Annotated in this window: 14 protein-coding genes; 10 read left to right on the top strand and 4 right to left on the bottom strand. The window is 60.6% G+C overall.

What is annotated here, in order from left to right:
• Nucleotides 1–7 precede the first annotated feature (7 nt).
• The 4 genes from DFR38_RS01965 to DFR38_RS01950 all read right to left on the bottom strand — a co-directional run bounded on the left by DFR38_RS01965 (nucleotide 8) and on the right by DFR38_RS01950 (nucleotide 5,162).
• Entirely contained in the window at nucleotides 8–1,129 is a 1,122-nt protein-coding gene (locus tag DFR38_RS01965) for a YbdK family carboxylate-amine ligase (RefSeq protein ID WP_059285478.1), read from the bottom strand.
• A gap of 1 nt (nucleotide 1,130) precedes the next feature.
• Nucleotides 1,131–2,330 (bottom strand): cation:proton antiporter, encoded by a 1,200-nt coding sequence (locus DFR38_RS01960; protein ID WP_110312924.1) that lies wholly within the window; start codon nucleotides 2,328–2,330, stop codon nucleotides 1,131–1,133.
• A 236-nt stretch (nucleotides 2,331–2,566) separates the two neighbouring features.
• Entirely contained in the window at nucleotides 2,567–3,892 is a 1,326-nt protein-coding gene (locus DFR38_RS01955; protein WP_059285477.1) for an MFS transporter, read from the bottom strand.
• 232 nt (nucleotides 3,893–4,124) lie between these two features.
• A complete protein-coding gene (locus tag DFR38_RS01950) occupies nucleotides 4,125–5,162 on the bottom strand; it encodes an NAD(P)H-dependent flavin oxidoreductase (protein WP_059285476.1) in 1,038 nt (345 codons plus the stop codon).
• Here DFR38_RS01950 and DFR38_RS01945 point away from each other — a divergent pair.
• From DFR38_RS01945 to bamA, 10 genes are all read left to right on the top strand, one after another.
• A complete protein-coding gene (locus DFR38_RS01945; protein WP_239688590.1) occupies nucleotides 5,161–5,442 on the top strand; it encodes a hypothetical protein in 282 nt (93 codons plus the stop codon). The genes DFR38_RS01950 and DFR38_RS01945 overlap by 2 nt on opposite strands.
• Before the next feature lie 146 nt (nucleotides 5,443–5,588).
• Nucleotides 5,589–6,317: a 30S ribosomal protein S2 gene (rpsB, locus tag DFR38_RS01940; RefSeq protein ID WP_059285475.1), complete on the top strand. Its 729-nt coding sequence runs from the start codon at nucleotides 5,589–5,591 to the stop codon at nucleotides 6,315–6,317.
• 73 nt (nucleotides 6,318–6,390) lie between these two features.
• Entirely contained in the window at nucleotides 6,391–7,257 is an 867-nt protein-coding gene (tsf, locus tag DFR38_RS01935) for a translation elongation factor Ts (protein ID WP_059285474.1), read from the top strand.
• A 92-nt stretch (nucleotides 7,258–7,349) separates the two neighbouring features.
• The gene (pyrH, locus tag DFR38_RS01930; RefSeq protein ID WP_045844999.1) at nucleotides 7,350–8,069 is read left to right on the top strand and encodes a UMP kinase; all 720 of its coding nucleotides are present in this window, start codon (nucleotides 7,350–7,352) and stop codon (nucleotides 8,067–8,069) included.
• Nucleotides 8,070–8,150: 81 nt separating this feature from the next.
• On the top strand, nucleotides 8,151–8,708 hold the full coding sequence (gene frr / locus DFR38_RS01925; protein ID WP_059285473.1) for a ribosome recycling factor: 558 nt from the start codon (nucleotides 8,151–8,153) through the stop codon (nucleotides 8,706–8,708).
• Nucleotides 8,709–8,719: 11 nt separating this feature from the next.
• Entirely contained in the window at nucleotides 8,720–9,469 is a 750-nt protein-coding gene (locus DFR38_RS01920) for an undecaprenyl pyrophosphate synthase (protein ID WP_059285472.1), read from the top strand.
• Between the two features lie 6 nt (nucleotides 9,470–9,475).
• A complete protein-coding gene (locus DFR38_RS01915) occupies nucleotides 9,476–10,282 on the top strand; it encodes a phosphatidate cytidylyltransferase (protein ID WP_059285471.1) in 807 nt (268 codons plus the stop codon).
• Between the two features lie 9 nt (nucleotides 10,283–10,291).
• Entirely contained in the window at nucleotides 10,292–11,473 is a 1,182-nt protein-coding gene (gene ispC / locus DFR38_RS01910; RefSeq protein ID WP_059285470.1) for a 1-deoxy-D-xylulose-5-phosphate reductoisomerase, read from the top strand.
• Nucleotides 11,467–12,813: an RIP metalloprotease RseP gene (gene rseP, locus DFR38_RS01905; RefSeq protein ID WP_110312923.1), complete on the top strand. Its 1,347-nt coding sequence runs from the start codon at nucleotides 11,467–11,469 to the stop codon at nucleotides 12,811–12,813. Before ispC ends, rseP begins: the two co-directional genes overlap by 7 nt.
• A gap of 9 nt (nucleotides 12,814–12,822) precedes the next feature.
• Nucleotides 12,823–15,111 (top strand): outer membrane protein assembly factor BamA, encoded by a 2,289-nt coding sequence (gene bamA, locus DFR38_RS01900; protein ID WP_059285469.1) that lies wholly within the window; start codon nucleotides 12,823–12,825, stop codon nucleotides 15,109–15,111.
• Nucleotides 15,112–15,126: the final 15 nt, after the last annotated feature.

Below are 15,126 nucleotides of genomic sequence, written 5' to 3'. Positions count from 1 at the left end.
TGCCGCCTCAGGCCGCGCTGCCATACATCCAGTGCTCGCTCTGGCGACGCACCACCTCGGACAGCGAGCCGCTGTGGTGGTGGATGGCGCGCAGCCACTGGCTATCCGACTGGCGTTTGAGCGTGCGCTCGCGCAGCAGGCTCAGCTCCTTTTCGCAGTTCAGTGCCCTGGCTTGCGGCTGCAGGGCATTGAGCGTGCCCAGCAGATCCTCCTGCAGGCCGGTTTGCTGGCGTGCCGCGCCATCCACCAGTACGCCATCGAAGCCAAAGCGGCAGGCCTGGAAGCGGTTGTAATTGTAAGTGTGATAGTGCGCGGCCTGGATGTCGTGCCATTCCTCGCTCAGGCAGCGATGCGCCAGCATCTGGGCATAGGCTGCCAGCAGCGTGGGGGTGACGATGTCCAGCGGGGTGTCACAGATGCGGATTTCCACCGTGCCATATTCCGGCTTGGGGCGGATGTCCCAGTAAAAGTCCTTCATGCTGGCGACAATGCCCAGCTCGGCCATGTGCTGAAAATAATCGTTGAATTGCGCCCAGTTTTCCACGCAAGGCATGCAGCCGGACAGGGGGAAGGCATTGACGCTGGTCAGGCGCGAGGTCTGGAACAGCGTATCCATGCCCTGATAAAAGGGCGATGAGGCGGACAGGGCGATAAAGTGCGGAATGTAGCGTGCCAGATAATGACTGAGGCGGATGGCGCTGTCGCCATCGGGGCAGCCGATATGGATGTGCTGGCCGTACACGGTGAACTGTTTGGCCAGATAGCCGTATAGCTCGGAAACCAGCTGATAGCGTTCCTTGGGGTAGATCTGCTGCTCGCTCCAGTGCTGGAAAGGGTGGGAGCCGCCGCCAGCCAGCCCCAGGTTGAGTTTTTGCGCGCTGCTGACCAGCAGGGCGCGGATGCGCTGCAGCTCCTGCAGCATGGCATCGCTGCCCTGATGAATGGCGGTGCCGATTTCAATCATGCCCTGGGTGATTTCCGGCTTGATGTCATAGCCGTGCTGCTGGCGGTCTATCAGCAGCAGCAAGTCGTCCGAACCACGCGTCAGATTGTAGTCGCGGCGGTTGACGATCATCAGTTCCAGTTCCACGCCCAGGGTCAGCGGGGTGCTGTTATTGAAGTGCAGCATGTCAGTCCTCCGATGGAATGTCGCCCGCCCGGTGCAAGGCCAGGCGGGTCAGTAGCGGGCCGGTCAGTTCACTGATGACAAAAACCGCCATCATGGTGCCGCTAAAGGCACTGGCATCCGCGCCCAGTGCCAGCGTGCTCATACCCAATAGCATGGCGCTGCCACCGGACAGCGGGTTGAGTGCCAGCCCCAGCCACAGGCCGCGCTGGCGGCTCAGGCAGTTTTGCGGGGCCAGCAGCCACCAGCACAGCATGGGGATGGCCGAGCGCAGCAGCAGGTAGGCCAGGGCCAGTGGCCAATGGCTGGCCAGCGCCTGTGGTGCCAGCTGGGCGCCGGCAGCAACAAAAAAGGCGACAAAGAAAAAATGGCTGCCGCTGAGCAGGCCCGGTTCGCTCACCGTGTGCCCCCCGTGCAGATTGCGGGTTGCCAGGCCGAAAACCAGCAGGGCCAGCGAGGGCAGGGCGTTCAGCATGACGGACAGCCCCACCAGCAGGGCGATCAGGCCGAACAGCAGGACGGTCTGCCGCTGCCGTTGCTGGCTGCCCAGCCAGCGGTTGAGGGCGATGGCCAGCAGGCCGGCCAGCAGGCCGAGCAGGCTGGAGCCCAGAATCAGCCAGGCTGGCGACAGGATGGCATCCTCGGTGCTGTGCTGGTTTTGCAGATGGGCCGAGCTGAGGGCGATGGCGAAGACAATGACCGACAGCAAGCTGGACAGCGCGGTGGCCGTGGTCAGTCTTTCGCTGACCTGGCCCTCGGCACGGGTCTCGCGCAGCATTTCCAGAATGACGATGGGCGAGGTGGCCATGCCCAGTGCGGCCATCATGGAGCTGGCCTGCCCGCCCAGTCCGCCTTGCAACAGCAGGGCGCACAGGGCGGCAAACACCGCCAGGCAATAGCACAGGGTGGTCAGCAGCAAGGTGCGCTCCACGCGCAGCCAGTGCAGGTCGACCCGTCGCCCGCTTTCAAACAGTGCCAGCCCCAGGGCCAGATTGACGAACAGGTCGGCGGCGCTGAGCAATGGCTGGTTCAGCAGGTGCAGGCTGGCCGGGCCGATGATCAGGCCGGTCAGGACATAGCCGGTAATGGCCGGCAGGCGGCCGGCACGGTTGGCGATCTGGCCACCGATGACGCCCAGCGTCAGCAGAATGCCAAAGGCCGCCAGCGGGTTAAGGGAAAGACTGTGCCAGGGCAGGTGGCTCATGAGCGTCTCCGTGGTCTGTTGGTAAGGCCCGCCGGGGCGGGCATGAGGCCGGGAGTGTGGTATGGAACAGCTGTGCAGATGGCGTGAAGTGCCGGGTGAATAAATTAGTGACTGCTGATTTGCTGCGAGGGTTCCGTCATCGAATGAATTAATTCGTGCTGCGTTGCGGAATTATCCTGGGCGGTAGGTATGGATACGGCCCCGAAGGGCCGTGGAAAAAGCAATTTGCGAGGCAGTCAGTGCGGTGTCGATGTGCTGCCTGCGTCTTGGGGTGATTCGGTCAGCAGCAAATAAACGCCCAGTACGACCCCCATGCCGCACAGGCTGACCACGTAATGGGCCGGGGCCAGCGGATCAGCCCGCAGCCACAGCGAAACCGCCATCGGTGTGAGGCCGCCGAAAATGGCGTAGGCGACATTATAGGAAAATGACAGCCCGCTAAAGCGCACTGCTGGCGGAAAGGCACGCACCATGACGAAGGGCACCGCCCCGACAATACCGACGCAGAAACCGGTCAGGGCGTATAGCGCATACAGCTGGCTGCCATCGCTGGCCACGCTGCTGTAAAAGTAATGGCTGCACGCTCCCAACAACAGGCAGCCGCCGATGAAGGTCAGGCCGCTGCCCAGGCGGTCGATGATGCGCCCGGCCAGGATGCAGCCAGCGCTCAGGGCGATGGTGGCCAGGCTGTTGGCCTTGAGGGTGGTCGCGGCATCCATGCCGAACTGTTTTTGCAGATAGGTGGGTGTCATCAGGATGACCACCACGATGGCGGCCGACAGCAGCCAGGTCAGCAGCATGGAAAGGATGACCGCGCGTTTGTGCTGGCGCAGCACGGTTTTCAGTGGCAATTCATCGGCCAGGGCTTTGCGCGCCTGCATTTCGGCAAACACCGGTGTTTCCTGCAGCCATTGGCGCAGATACATCGCCAGCAAGCCAAACACGCCACCCACCAGGAAAGGCAGGCGCCAGGCCCAGTTGCTGATTTGTGCCGGGCTGAAGCTGCTGTTGATCAGGGTGGCCAGCAGCGAGCCCAGCAGGATGCCGGCGGTGAGGCCGGCAGTCAGCGTGCCGCAGGCATAGCCGGTGTGGCGGGCGGGCACATGTTCGGCCACGAATACCCAGGCACCGGGCACTTCACCGCCAATCGCCGCCCCCTGCAGGATGCGCAAGGCCAGCAAAGCCAGCGGCGCGGCAATGCCGATGCTGGCGTAAGTGGGCAGCATGCCCATCAGCAAGGTGGGAACGGCCATCAGCACGATGGACAAGGTGAACATGCGCTTGCGTCCCAGCTTGTCACCAAAGTGCGCCATGACAATGCCGCCCAGCGGACGCGCCAGATAGCCGGCGGCAAAGATGCCGAAGGTCTGGAACTGGCGCAGCCAGTCCGGCATGTCCGGCGGGAAAAACAGCTTGCCGATGACCAGGGCAAAAAACACGAAAATGATGAAGTCGTAAAACTCCAGCGCGCCGCCGAGGGCGGCTAGCGCCAGGGTGCGGTAGTCCTGCCGATTGAGCGGGCGGGGCGGGTTGGGGTCGGTCTCGTGGTGATGCGGGATCATGGGTAATCTCTTGTCAGTGTGGGCTGGTCGCTCTGTGGCGGCCTGCTGCCGGGCGGTGGGTCAGCCTGAGAGAATACGGGAAGGGATGGGGACGGGCAATGCGGCAAGAAGCGGCGCGCTGGCATCTTGTTGCGTGCGGGGTGATTTTGATCGAGGTAAGTCCTGCTATTTCTGCTAATACAGTGTGAAAAATGCGCCGCCAGTCGAATGGAATGAATGGCGACGCGCTACGCTAGGCTTGCAGTTGCTGCAGCCGGCTCAGGCCATGCCCGGCCTCCTGCATGATGCGCTCGAACAGCTGCTGCACACTGGGAACATCATCAATCAAGCCCTGCACCTGGCCGATCAACTGCACGCCATGCTGGTGATCGCCCTCCTCAATGGCCAGGCGGATGGATTCGGTCGCCGCGCCAAACAGCGCCAGCTGGCGCAGTTCCTGCGGTTTTTGCAGCATGCCGCCCACGGCTACCTTCCATACCGGCATGCCCAGCTTGCGGGCGATGGCGCTGGCCTTCCAGGCGGCAGCCAGCAGATTCATCGGCTTGCGGGTGGCGGCGCGGGCGGTAGGGGTGTCCATCATGCGACACCACAGGCCGTCGAAATGACGTGAATACAAGGTATCGGCCACGCTGCGCTGGCGAATCATCTCCTTGCTGCGCTCATGCACCGGGCTTTCGCGGGTCATGGCCAGGCGGCTGCCCATGGCTACGGCATCGGCACCCAGCGACAGGGCGGCCAGCAGGCCAGCACCACTGCCAAAGCCACCGGCGGCAATAATGGGCAGGCTGCTGACCTTGCGAATGGCGGGAATCAGCACCAGCGATGTCACCTCGCCACCATGGGCGGCCGCTTCATGGCCGGTGACCAGCAGGCCGTCCACGCCGGCTTTTTCTGCCGATATGGCATGCTTCTCGGTGACCACGGTAGCAATCACCTTGCCACCATAGGCATGGGCGCGCTCGACGATCCAGTCGCCCTTGCCCAGCGAGAAGTTGATGACGGGCACTTGTTCTTCCAGTGCCACCTCGCAGTTTTCGCGCGCGCCCGGCATCATCAGCGTGCAGCCAATGCCAAAGGGCTTGTCGGTCAGTTCGCGGATGCGGCGGATGGCGGCGCGGGTTTGTGTCGGATTAAGTGGCCCGCTGGCCAGAATGCCCAGCCCGCCGGCATTGGCGGTGGCGGCTACCAGTTCGGGGGTGGCGATATAGCTCATGCCGGGGCAGGCGAGTGGCAGGCGCACGCCAAAGGTTTCGGTAAAGCGGGTTTGCATGATGGTGGCCGGGCAGGTGGTTTACAATGTGCCACTATTGTTCAGGCTTTTTTCGAAAAATTCAAACGGTTGTTTGATTATGTACATGGTATTGATCGGCTGGCTCTACGTGGTGTTGATGCTGGCGGTGGCGCAGAACAGCCTGTGGGCTACGTTTTCCATCCTGTTTTTCCTCGGCTTCCTGCCCACCCTGTTTATTGCAAGAATGACACGGCGCAAGCTGCGAAAAAGGCAGGAATCGGCCCGCGAGCAGGCAAACACCGGCAAGACGCTTGAGTGAGCCTGCCCGGTGGTGCTAGAATCTTGCGTCCTCTACATTGGGTAGGGGAATAAACTACGCACATCCGTGCCAAAGGGTGCCGTCATTTTTCTGATACTGACGGTTGTCTGCGCGGATGGAGGCTTAACCCTTTAAGGAGTTTTTGCATGTCCACCAACGTTACCATGCGTCAAATGCTTGAGGCCGGTGTTCACTTCGGCCACCAAACCCGTTTCTGGAACCCGAAGATGGCTCAGTACATCTTTGGCAGCCGCAACAAGATCCACATCATCAACCTGGAAAAGACTCTGCCGCTGTTCATCAGCGCCCAGGAATATGTGCGTCGTCTGGCCGCCAACAAGGGTACCGTAATGTTTGTTGGTACCAAGCGTCAGGCACGTGAGATCGTCCGTGAAGAAGCCGCTCGCGCTGGCATGCCGTTTGTTGATCACCGCTGGCTCGGCGGCATGCTGACCAACTACAAGACCGTGAAGCAGTCCATCAAGCGTCTTGAAGAAAAGCGTGCCATCCTGGAAGGCGCTGACATGGGCTACAACAAGAAAGAACTGTTGGACCTGCAACGCGAAGTTGACAAACTGGAACGCTCGCTGGGCGGTATCAAAGATATGAAGGGCCTGCCGGACGCCATCTTCGTTATCGACACTGGCTACCAGAAAGGTACCATCGTTGAAGCCAAGAAACTGGGCATCCCGGTAATCGGCGTTGTTGATACCAACAACTCCCCGGACGGCATCGACTACGTAGTTCCGGGTAACGACGACTCCAGTCGCGCTATCCGCCTGTACGCTCGCGGCATCGCCGACGCCGTACTGGAAGGCCGCGCTCAGTCGCTGCAAGAAGTCGTAGCCGCTGCTGAAACGGCCCAGGCTGAGTAAGCAGACTCGAAAGGGGGCGCAAGCCCCTTTTTTTAGACCTGATTACCTTACGTATCGAATACAGGAGTTACAAATGGCGGAAATTACCGCAAAGATGGTTTCGGATCTGCGCGCTGCTACCGGCCTGGGCATGATGGAGTGCAAAAAAGCCCTGGTTGAAGCGGAAGGCGACGCGGCCAAGGCCGAAGAAATTCTGCGCATCAAGTCCGGTAACAAGGCTTCCAAGATGGCTGGCCGTCTGGCTGCCGAAGGTATCATCGGTTCTTACGTTGCCGGCGGCGTTGGCGCCCTGGTTGAAGTGAACTGTGAAACCGACTTTGTAGCCAAGGACCCGACTTTCGTTGCCCTGGCCAATGCTGCCGCCCAGGCTGCTGCCACTGCCAACCCGGCCGATGTGGAAGCCCTGTCCGCTGTGGTGATCGACGGCCAGTCCGTTGAAGACATCCGCAAGGCTGCCATCGCCAAGCTGGGCGAAAACATGACCATCCGTCGTTTCGTGCGTTACGAAACCGACGGCACCATCGCCACCTACCTGCACGGTGCCAAGATCGGCGTGATCGTCGACCTGAAGGGTGACGAAGCGCTGGGTCGTGACATCGCCATGCACATCGCTGCTTCCAAGCCGATCTGTGTATCCAAGGAGCAGGTTCCGGCCGAAACCCTGGAACAAGAGCGCAAGATCTACACCGCGCAGGCTGCTGAATCCGGCAAGCCGGCTGATATCGTCGCCAAGATGGTGGAAGGCCGCGTCAACAAGTTCCTGGCTGAAGTGACCCTGGTAGGTCAGCCTTTCGTCAAGAATCCGGACGTGACTGTAGAAAAACTGCTGGCTGAAAAATCTGCTTCCGTAAATGCATTCGCCATGTTTGTTGTTGGCGAAGGTATCGAGAAGAAGGTTGTAGACTATGCTGCTGAAGTGGCTGCCGCTGCCAAGCTGTAAGTCTGACAAGACTGTATGATCGAACGGCACCCTGCCTGCAGGGTGCCGTTTTGCAAACTGAACGCCCTAAAAACACCCAACTCGAGGTTATCATGAGCCAAGCTCCTTCCTATAAACGCATTCTGCTCAAGCTGTCTGGTGAAGCCCTGATGGGTGACGATAACTATGGCATCAACCGCTCGACCATCGAGCAGATTGTTGGCCAGATCAAGGAAGTGGTAGAGCTTGGCGTGCAGGTGGGCATCGTGATTGGTGGTGGCAATATCTTCCGCGGCGTGTCCAGTGCAGCCAGCGGCATGGACCGTGCCACGGCCGACTACATGGGCATGATGGCGACGGTGATGAATGCCCTGGCGCTGAAGGATGCCATGGGCAAGGTGGGCGTGGTGGCCCGCGTGCAATCCGCGCTGACCATGCAGCAGATCGCCGAGCCCTATGTGCGCGGCAAGGCCATGCAGTATCTGGAAGAAGGCAAGGTGGTGATTTTCGGTGCCGGCACCGGTAACCCCTTCTTTACCACCGATACCGCAGCCGCCCTGCGCGGCATGGAAATGAACGTGGACATCATGCTCAAGGCCACCAAGGTCGATGGCGTGTACACTGACGACCCGAAGAAAAATCCGGATGCCGTGCGCTACCAGACCCTGACCTTCGATGAGGCCATCGGCCGCAATCTGAAGGTGATGGATGCCACCGCCTTCGCGCTGTGCCGCGACCAGCACCTGAACATCAAGGTGTTCAGCATCTTCAAGCAGGGCGCACTCAAGCGCGTAGTGCTTGGCGAAGATGAAGGCACGCTGGTACACTGCTGAGCTTGATGAATACCAAGGGGCGGAAACGGCTGGTAGCCGCTTTCCGCCTTGTTTTTCAAAGTACCGATTTTTGGAGCAAGCATGATTAATGAAGTCAAGAAATCCGCCGAGCAGAAGATGAGCAAGTCTCTGGAGGCGTTCAAGACCGACCTGACCAAAGTGCGCACGGGTCGCGCCCACACCGGCATTCTTGATCATGTCATGGTCGATTACTACGGTAGCGATGTGCCGGTGAATCAGGTGGCCAATGTCAGCCTGATCGATGCCCGCACCATCGGTGTGCAAGCCTGGGAAAAAAACATGGTGGCCAAGATCGAAAAAGCCATCCGTGACTCCGATCTGGGCCTGAACCCGGCATCCATGGGTGACATCATCCGTGTGCCGATGCCGATGCTGACTGAAGAGCGTCGTCGTGACCTGATCAAGGTGGTGCGCAGCGAGGCTGAAGGTGCGCGTGTTGCCGTGCGTAACATCCGCCGCGACGCCAACAATGAATTCAAGAACCTGATCAAGGACAAGTCCATCACCGAAGATGACGAGCGCCGCGGTCAGGACGATATCCAGAAGATGACCGACAAGTTCATCGCCGAGATCGACAAGGCACTGGCGGCCAAAGAAGCAGACCTGATGGCGGTATAAAGGAAATAGCCTTGTTTGGAAGCTCCACCAAGGACGTGCCGGAGGTGCGCTGCGTACCCCGGCATATCGCCATCATCATGGATGGCAATGGCCGCTGGGCCAAGAAGCGTTTCCTGCCACGGGTAGCCGGCCACAAAAAAGGGCTGGATACCGTGCGCGAAGTGGTGACCGCCTGCAAGGAGCTGGGGGTGGAGTACCTGACGCTGTTCGCCTTTTCCACGGAAAACTGGCGGCGGCCGCAGGATGAGGTGTCCTTTCTGATGGAGCTGTTCCTGCGTGCGCTGGAAAGCGAAGTCAGCAAGCTGCATGCCAACAATATCCGGCTGCGGGTGCTGGGTACGCGCGAGCGTTTCAGCCCGGCGCTGGCCGAACGTATCCAGGCGGCGGAAGACAAGACGGCCGGCAATGATGGCCTGGTGCTGAGCATTGCTGCCGATTATGGTGGCCGCTGGGATGTGCTCAATGCCGTCAACGGCCTGATTGCCGATGGTGTCAGTGAAATCACCGAAGAGAATCTGGCCGCGCGCTTGTCCACGCACTGGGCGCCGGAGCCCGACCTGTTCATCCGCACGGGTGGCGAGCAGCGCATCAGCAACTTCCTGTTGTGGCAGCTGGCTTATTCCGAGCTGTACTTTACCGATCTGTTGTGGCCGGACTTTGATCGCACGGCCCTGGAGGGCGCGCTCAATTCCTATCGCGAACGCGAGCGCCGCTTTGGCCGTACCAGCGAACAGCTGCCGGTCCAGCAGCGCAGAAACTGATCCTCCATGCTCAAGACTCGCATTCTGACTGCCCTGGTCTTGCTGCCGCTGATGCTGGCAGCGCTGTTCCTGTTTCCGGCCAATGCCTGGGCCGGCTTTTCCTGGCTGATCATCCTGCTGGCGCTGTGGGAATTCTCCCGCATGGCCGGTCTGCACGGTGCGCGGCAATGGGCCTATCTGGCACTGAGCAGCGCATTCGCTGGCCTGTCCTGGTGGCAGGGCTGGCATATGCCGCTGGCTGCTCATGGCCTGGCGCTGGCGTTCTGGTTGCTGGTCATGCCCTTGTGGCTGGTGCGGCGCTGGAAGCTGACTTCGCAGCCGCTGGCCATGCTGCTGGGCTGGTTGCTGATGCTGCCGGCCTGGTACGGTTTTCTGGAATGGCGGCCACAGGCTGACAGCGCCCATGCCCTGACCTTGCTGGCCGTCATGGGCCTGGTGTGGGTGGCGGATGTGGCGGCCTATTTTTCCGGCAAGGCCTTCGGCAAGCACAAGCTGGCGCCTTCCATCAGCCCGGGCAAGAGCTGGGAGGGTGTGTACGGCGCACTGGTCGGCGTGGCGGTGTACGTGGTCATTGTCAGCAAGCTGGGCTGGATCTCCGTAGGCTTGCCACTGTGGGGGCTGGTGCTGCTGGCCTTGCCGCTTACCGCAGTCAGCGTCTGTGGTGATCTGCTGGAATCCTGGTTCAAGCGCGTCTCGGGCATGAAGGACAGCAGCAAGCTGCTGCCTGGCCATGGCGGCGTTTACGACCGAATCGATAGTCTCATTGCCGTTCTGGCAGTCAGCAATGCGCTGCGCGTGCTGGGCGGGCTGTAAGCTCATCTCATGAAACCTCAAGGCATTGCAGTTCTTGGGGCAACCGGCAGCATCGGCGTCAACACGCTGGATGTGGTTGCCCGTCATCCTGATCGTTACCGTGTGGTCGCCCTGAGTGGCCACCGCCAGGTGGATCGCCTGTTCGAGCAGGCTTGTCGTTTTCTTCCCCTTTATGTCGTGGTGGCGGATGCTGTCGCCGCCAATGCCTTGCAAGGCAGGCTGCGTGAGCAGGGCCTGGCCACCGAGGTGCTGCACGGCGCAGCCGCGCTGGAGCGGGTGGCTGCCTTGCCGGAAGTCGATGTGGTGATGGCTGCCATTGTCGGCGCTGCCGGTTTGCCATCGGCCATGGCGGCAGCGCGTGTCGGCAAGAAAATCCTGCTGGCCAACAAGGAGGCGCTGGTGGTGGCTGGCCGGCTGTTCATGGAGGCGGTGCGTGAGCATGGTGCCACGCTGCTGCCGGTGGATAGCGAGCACAATGCCATTTTCCAGTCCTTGCCGCATGACTATGCCGGCAATCTGGACGTCTCCGGCATTCGCAAGATCATCCTGACCGCCTCGGGTGGTCCGTTCCGCCAGCACAGTGCAGACGCCTTGCTGAACGTCACCGTCGAAGATGCCTGCCGTCATCCCAACTGGGTGATGGGGCGCAAGATTTCCGTTGATTCTGCCAGCCTGATGAACAAGGGGCTGGAGGTGATCGAGGCGCACTGGCTGTTTGCTGCACCACCAGAACGCATCGATGTGGTGGTCCATCCGCAAAGTGTCATCCATTCCATGGTGCAATACCGCGATGGCTCGGTGCTGGCGCAGCTGGGTTCGCCGGACATGCGTACGCCGATCGCCTGCGCACTGGCCTGGCCGGAGCGCATCGAGGCGGGGGTGACCTCGCTGGACTTCTTTAGCATGGGCTCGCTCACCTTCGAGCAGCCGGATTTGCAGCGCTTTCCCTGTCTGGGGCTGGCCTTTGCCAGCTTGCAAAGCGGTGGCGATGCGCCGGCCGTGCTCAATGCAGCCAATGAAGTGGCGGTGGCAGCCTTTCTGGAAGGACGCCTGCGCTTTGTCGATATCGCCAGGGTGGTGGAAGCCACGCTGGCCGGTGTCAGCCTGTCGGCCAGCAATACGCTGGCGGCACTGCTGGACAAGGATGGCGAGGCGCGACGCTTTGCCGCAAACAAGGTGGGCTCATGCTGACATTCATTGCATTCCTGGTGGCCATCGGCGTACTGGTCACCTTTCACGAACTGGGGCACTTCTGGGTGGCGCGGCTGTGTGGAGTCAAGGTGCTGCGCTTTTCCGTCGGCTTCGGCAAGCCGCTCTGCACCTTTCAGCGCGGCGACACCGAGTGGGCCATCAGCCCGATTCCGCTGGGCGGCTATGTGCGCATGCTGGATGAGCGCGAAATGGAAGTGCCGGCCGGGGAGCGTCATCTGGCCTTCAATAACCAGCCTGTGCTCAAGCGCATGGCCATCGTGGTGGCCGGTCCGCTGGCCAATTTGCTGCTGGCGGTCTTGTTCTACTGGGCAGTGATTGCCGGCGGCATGGTGCAACTGTCGCCGCAGGTGGGCACGGTGCTGACCCCCAGCCTGGCGGCCACTGCCGGTTTTCATCCGGGCGACCGCGTGTTGTCGGTCAACGGTCAGCCGGTGGCCGACTGGCAGCAGCTGCGGCTGGCGCTGGTGGATGCTGCCGGCAGCGGTGATGTGCCGATTCGCGTGCAGGTGAAAACGCCGCAGGCCACCACGCAGTTGCGCAGCATCGACCCGGCACAGGCGGATGAAGAGGCGCTCAAGGCGCTGGAACAGGGCAATCCCGGCCTGATGCCGCTGCGTTACCTGCCGGCAATTGGTGGCGTGGAAGAGGGCGGCGTGGCAGCCAAGGCCGGTCTCAAGGCGGGTGACAAGCTGTTGTCGGCAGATGGCAAGCCGCTGGCCAGCTGGGATGCCTGGGTCAAGCTGATTCACGAAAGTCCGGGCAAGGAGTTGCTGATCCGTATCGAGCGCGACGGCAAGCCGCTGGATGTTAAGCTGCGCCCGGCCACCGTGGCCGATGGCGACGTGATGATCGGTCGTATCGGTGCGGCGCCGCTGGTGGATGGCGCCTGGATGAAGCAGCTGAGCTTCATGCACAAGCCTGGCGTGGCCGAAGCCGCTGTCGAGGCCTTGCACAAGACCGGCAGCACGGCGTGGATGAGCCTGAAATTCCTCGGGCGCATGGTGATCGGCCAGGCCTCGCTGGACAATCTGTCCGGGCCGCTGACCATTGCCAGCATCGCCGGCCAGACCGCGCGCGAGGGCTGGAGCCCGTATCTTGAATTTCTGGCGCTGATCAGTGTCAGTATCGGCGTGTTGAATCTCTTGCCAATACCTGTGCTGGATGGCGGGCACTTAATGTATTATGTCGCGGAGCTGGTCAAAGGCCGCCCGTTGAGCGAGCGTGCGCAACTGTTTGGACAGAAGATCGGATTCATCCTGCTGGCGTCGCTGATGCTATTTGCCGTGCTGAACGATATCAGCCGCCTTTTTGGGGGTTAAAACAAACCTATGAAATTGAAACTACTTGCGGCCGCTGTGCTGGGCATGACTACGGCAACAGCTGTTTGGGCTGCAGATCCGTTCGTGATCAAGGATATCCGGGTTGAAGGCCTGCAGCGTACCGAAGCCGGTACCGTCTTCAACTATCTCCCGGTCAAGGTGGGCGACACCTTCAGCGAACAAAAAGCGCGTGAATCCATCAAGAGCCTGTTTGCCACCGGCTTTTTCGACGATGTGCGGGTAGAGTCGCGCGACGGCGTGGTGATTGTGGCCGTGGCCGAGCGCCCGGTGATTACCCAGCTCAACATCAATGGCGCCAAGGAATTCAGCAAGGATCAGCTGAAAAAGGCACTGAAGGACAACGGCTTTGCCGAATCGCGCATTTTCGACCAGGCCTTGCTGGACGGTGCGGTACAGGAACTGAAGCGCCAGTACTACAGCCGCGGCAAGTATGCGGTGGAAATCACCCCGCAGGTGACCAAGCTGGAGCGTAATCGCGTCGCGGTCACCCTGGACATCACCGAAGGCATTACCGCCCAGATCAAGGACATCCATATCGTCGGCAACAAGGCCTTTACCCAGGACCAGTTGCTGGACGAGATGACGCTGACTTCCGGTGGCTGGCTGTCCTGGCTGACCAAGGATAACCAGTACTCCAAGCAGAAGCTGACCGGCGACCTGGAAAAGCTCAAGGCCTTCTACCAGAACCAGGGTTATCTGGAATTCAATATCGAATCCACCCAGGTTTCCATGAGTGCCGACAAGGAACACATGTTCCTCACCATCAATGTCAGCGAAGGTGGCAAGTTCACCGTTTCCGACATCAAGCTGGCCGGCGATCTGAAAGTGCCCGAGGCGGATCTGCGCAAGCTGATCACCATCAAGAACGGCGAAGTGTTCAATAACGAGAAGGTGACCGAAAGCGTCAAGGCGCTGAGCGACCGCCTGGGCAATGAAGGCTATGCCTTTGCCAATGTGAACGCATTGCCGGAAATCAACCGTGACAAGAAGCAGGTCGGCTTCACCTTCTTCGTCGATCCAGGCCGCAAGACTTATGTACGCCGTGTCAACATCACCGGCAATACCAAGACGCGCGATGAAGTGGTGCGGCGCGAACTGCGCCAGCTGGAAGGTGCTCCCTACAATGCGGCCAACGTCAAGCGCAGCAAGGAGCGTATCGAGCTGCTGGGCTACTTTGAAGATGTCACCGTGGAAACCCCGGCCGTGGCTGATGCCGCCGATCAGGTGGACATGAACATCAACCTGAAAGAGCGTGCCACCGGCAGCATCTCCGCCGGCGTGGGCTTTGTGCAGGGTGAGGGCATCCAGCTGTCGGCCAGCATTTCGCAGAGCAATATCTTTGGTTCCGGCAAGTACATGTCTTTCGGTATTTCCAACGGCAAGGTGAACAAGAACATCTCGCTGTCGTTTACCGATCCGTACTTCACTCCGGATGGCGTCAGCCTCGGCTACGACCTGTACCACCGTGTGTACAATCCGGATGCCACCTCGACCTCGGCCTACAAGACCTCGACCGATGGTGCCGCGGTACGTTTTGGCGTGCCGGTGACCGAATTTGACCGCATCAATTTCAGCCTTGGTGTGGAACAGACCAAGATCACCACCTACGACACCAGTCCGCAGCGCTATATCGACTTCGTCAACCAGCATGGTTCAACGAACAAGACCCTGCTGGGTTCGGTCAGCTGGGGCCGCGATACCCGCGACAGCTCGCTGTGGCCGACGCGTGGCGCCTCGATCAAGGTGCAGGCGGATGCCGGTCTGCCGGGTGGCGATCTCGAGTACTACCGCCTGACGCATAGCCAGCAGTGGTTCTTCCCGCTATCCAAGACCTATACCCTGATGCTGAACGGTGAGGTGGGCTATGCCAATGGTTATGGCAAGACTTCCACCCTGCCGTTCTTCCAGAACTTCTATCTGGGCGGCATCGGTTCGGTACGTGGCTACGACACCAACAGCCTGGGTCCGAAAGACACCAATGGCGACTACATGGGCGGTACCCGCAAGGCGGTGGCCAATGCCGAAGTGTTGTTCCCCTTCCCGGGCATGAAGGACAACAAATCGGTACGTGCCAGTGTGTTCTTCGATGCCGGTACGGTGTGGGATACCACCATTACTGGCAGCACCCCCAGCAGCGAACTGCGTTACTCCACCGGTTTTGCCGTGACCTGGCTGTCGCCACTGGGTCCGATGAAGTTCAGCTACGCCGATCCGCTGCGCAAGAAGGAAGGCGACAAGCAGCAGCGCTTCCAGTTCCAGCTGGGCACTGTCTTCTAAACGGAAAGAGGCCTG

The sequence above is a fragment of the Aquitalea magnusonii genome (assembly GCF_003202035.1).
GTDB lineage: Bacteria > Pseudomonadota > Gammaproteobacteria > Burkholderiales > Chromobacteriaceae > Aquitalea > Aquitalea magnusonii.
The sequence above is the reverse complement of the archived record's forward strand: the minus strand, read 5'-3'. Positions and strand labels throughout refer to the sequence as shown.

Excerpts from the sequence above, each read along its gene's own strand:
- DFR38_RS01965 (WP_059285478.1), bottom strand. The coding sequence starts at position 1,129 with ATGCTGCACTTCAATAACAGCACCCCGCTGACCCTGGGCGTGGAACTG.
- DFR38_RS01960 (WP_110312924.1), bottom strand. The coding sequence starts at position 2,330 with ATGAGCCACCTGCCCTGGCACAGTCTTTCCCTTAACCCGCTGGCGGCC.
- DFR38_RS01955 (WP_059285477.1), bottom strand. The coding sequence starts at position 3,892 with ATGATCCCGCATCACCACGAGACCGACCCCAACCCGCCCCGCCCGCTC.
- DFR38_RS01945 (WP_239688590.1), top strand. The coding sequence starts at position 5,161 with ATGATGGTGGCCGGGCAGGTGGTTTACAATGTGCCACTATTGTTCAGG.
- DFR38_RS01950 (WP_059285476.1), bottom strand. The coding sequence starts at position 5,162 with ATGCAAACCCGCTTTACCGAAACCTTTGGCGTGCGCCTGCCACTCGCC.
- rpsB (WP_059285475.1), top strand. The coding sequence starts at position 5,589 with ATGTCCACCAACGTTACCATGCGTCAAATGCTTGAGGCCGGTGTTCAC.
- tsf (WP_059285474.1), top strand. The coding sequence starts at position 6,391 with ATGGCGGAAATTACCGCAAAGATGGTTTCGGATCTGCGCGCTGCTACC.
- pyrH (WP_045844999.1), top strand. The coding sequence starts at position 7,350 with ATGAGCCAAGCTCCTTCCTATAAACGCATTCTGCTCAAGCTGTCTGGT.
- frr (WP_059285473.1), top strand. The coding sequence starts at position 8,151 with ATGATTAATGAAGTCAAGAAATCCGCCGAGCAGAAGATGAGCAAGTCT.
- DFR38_RS01915 (WP_059285471.1), top strand. The coding sequence starts at position 9,476 with ATGCTCAAGACTCGCATTCTGACTGCCCTGGTCTTGCTGCCGCTGATG.
- ispC (WP_059285470.1), top strand. The coding sequence starts at position 10,292 with ATGAAACCTCAAGGCATTGCAGTTCTTGGGGCAACCGGCAGCATCGGC.
- rseP (WP_110312923.1), top strand. The coding sequence starts at position 11,467 with ATGCTGACATTCATTGCATTCCTGGTGGCCATCGGCGTACTGGTCACC.
- bamA (WP_059285469.1), top strand. The coding sequence starts at position 12,823 with ATGAAATTGAAACTACTTGCGGCCGCTGTGCTGGGCATGACTACGGCA.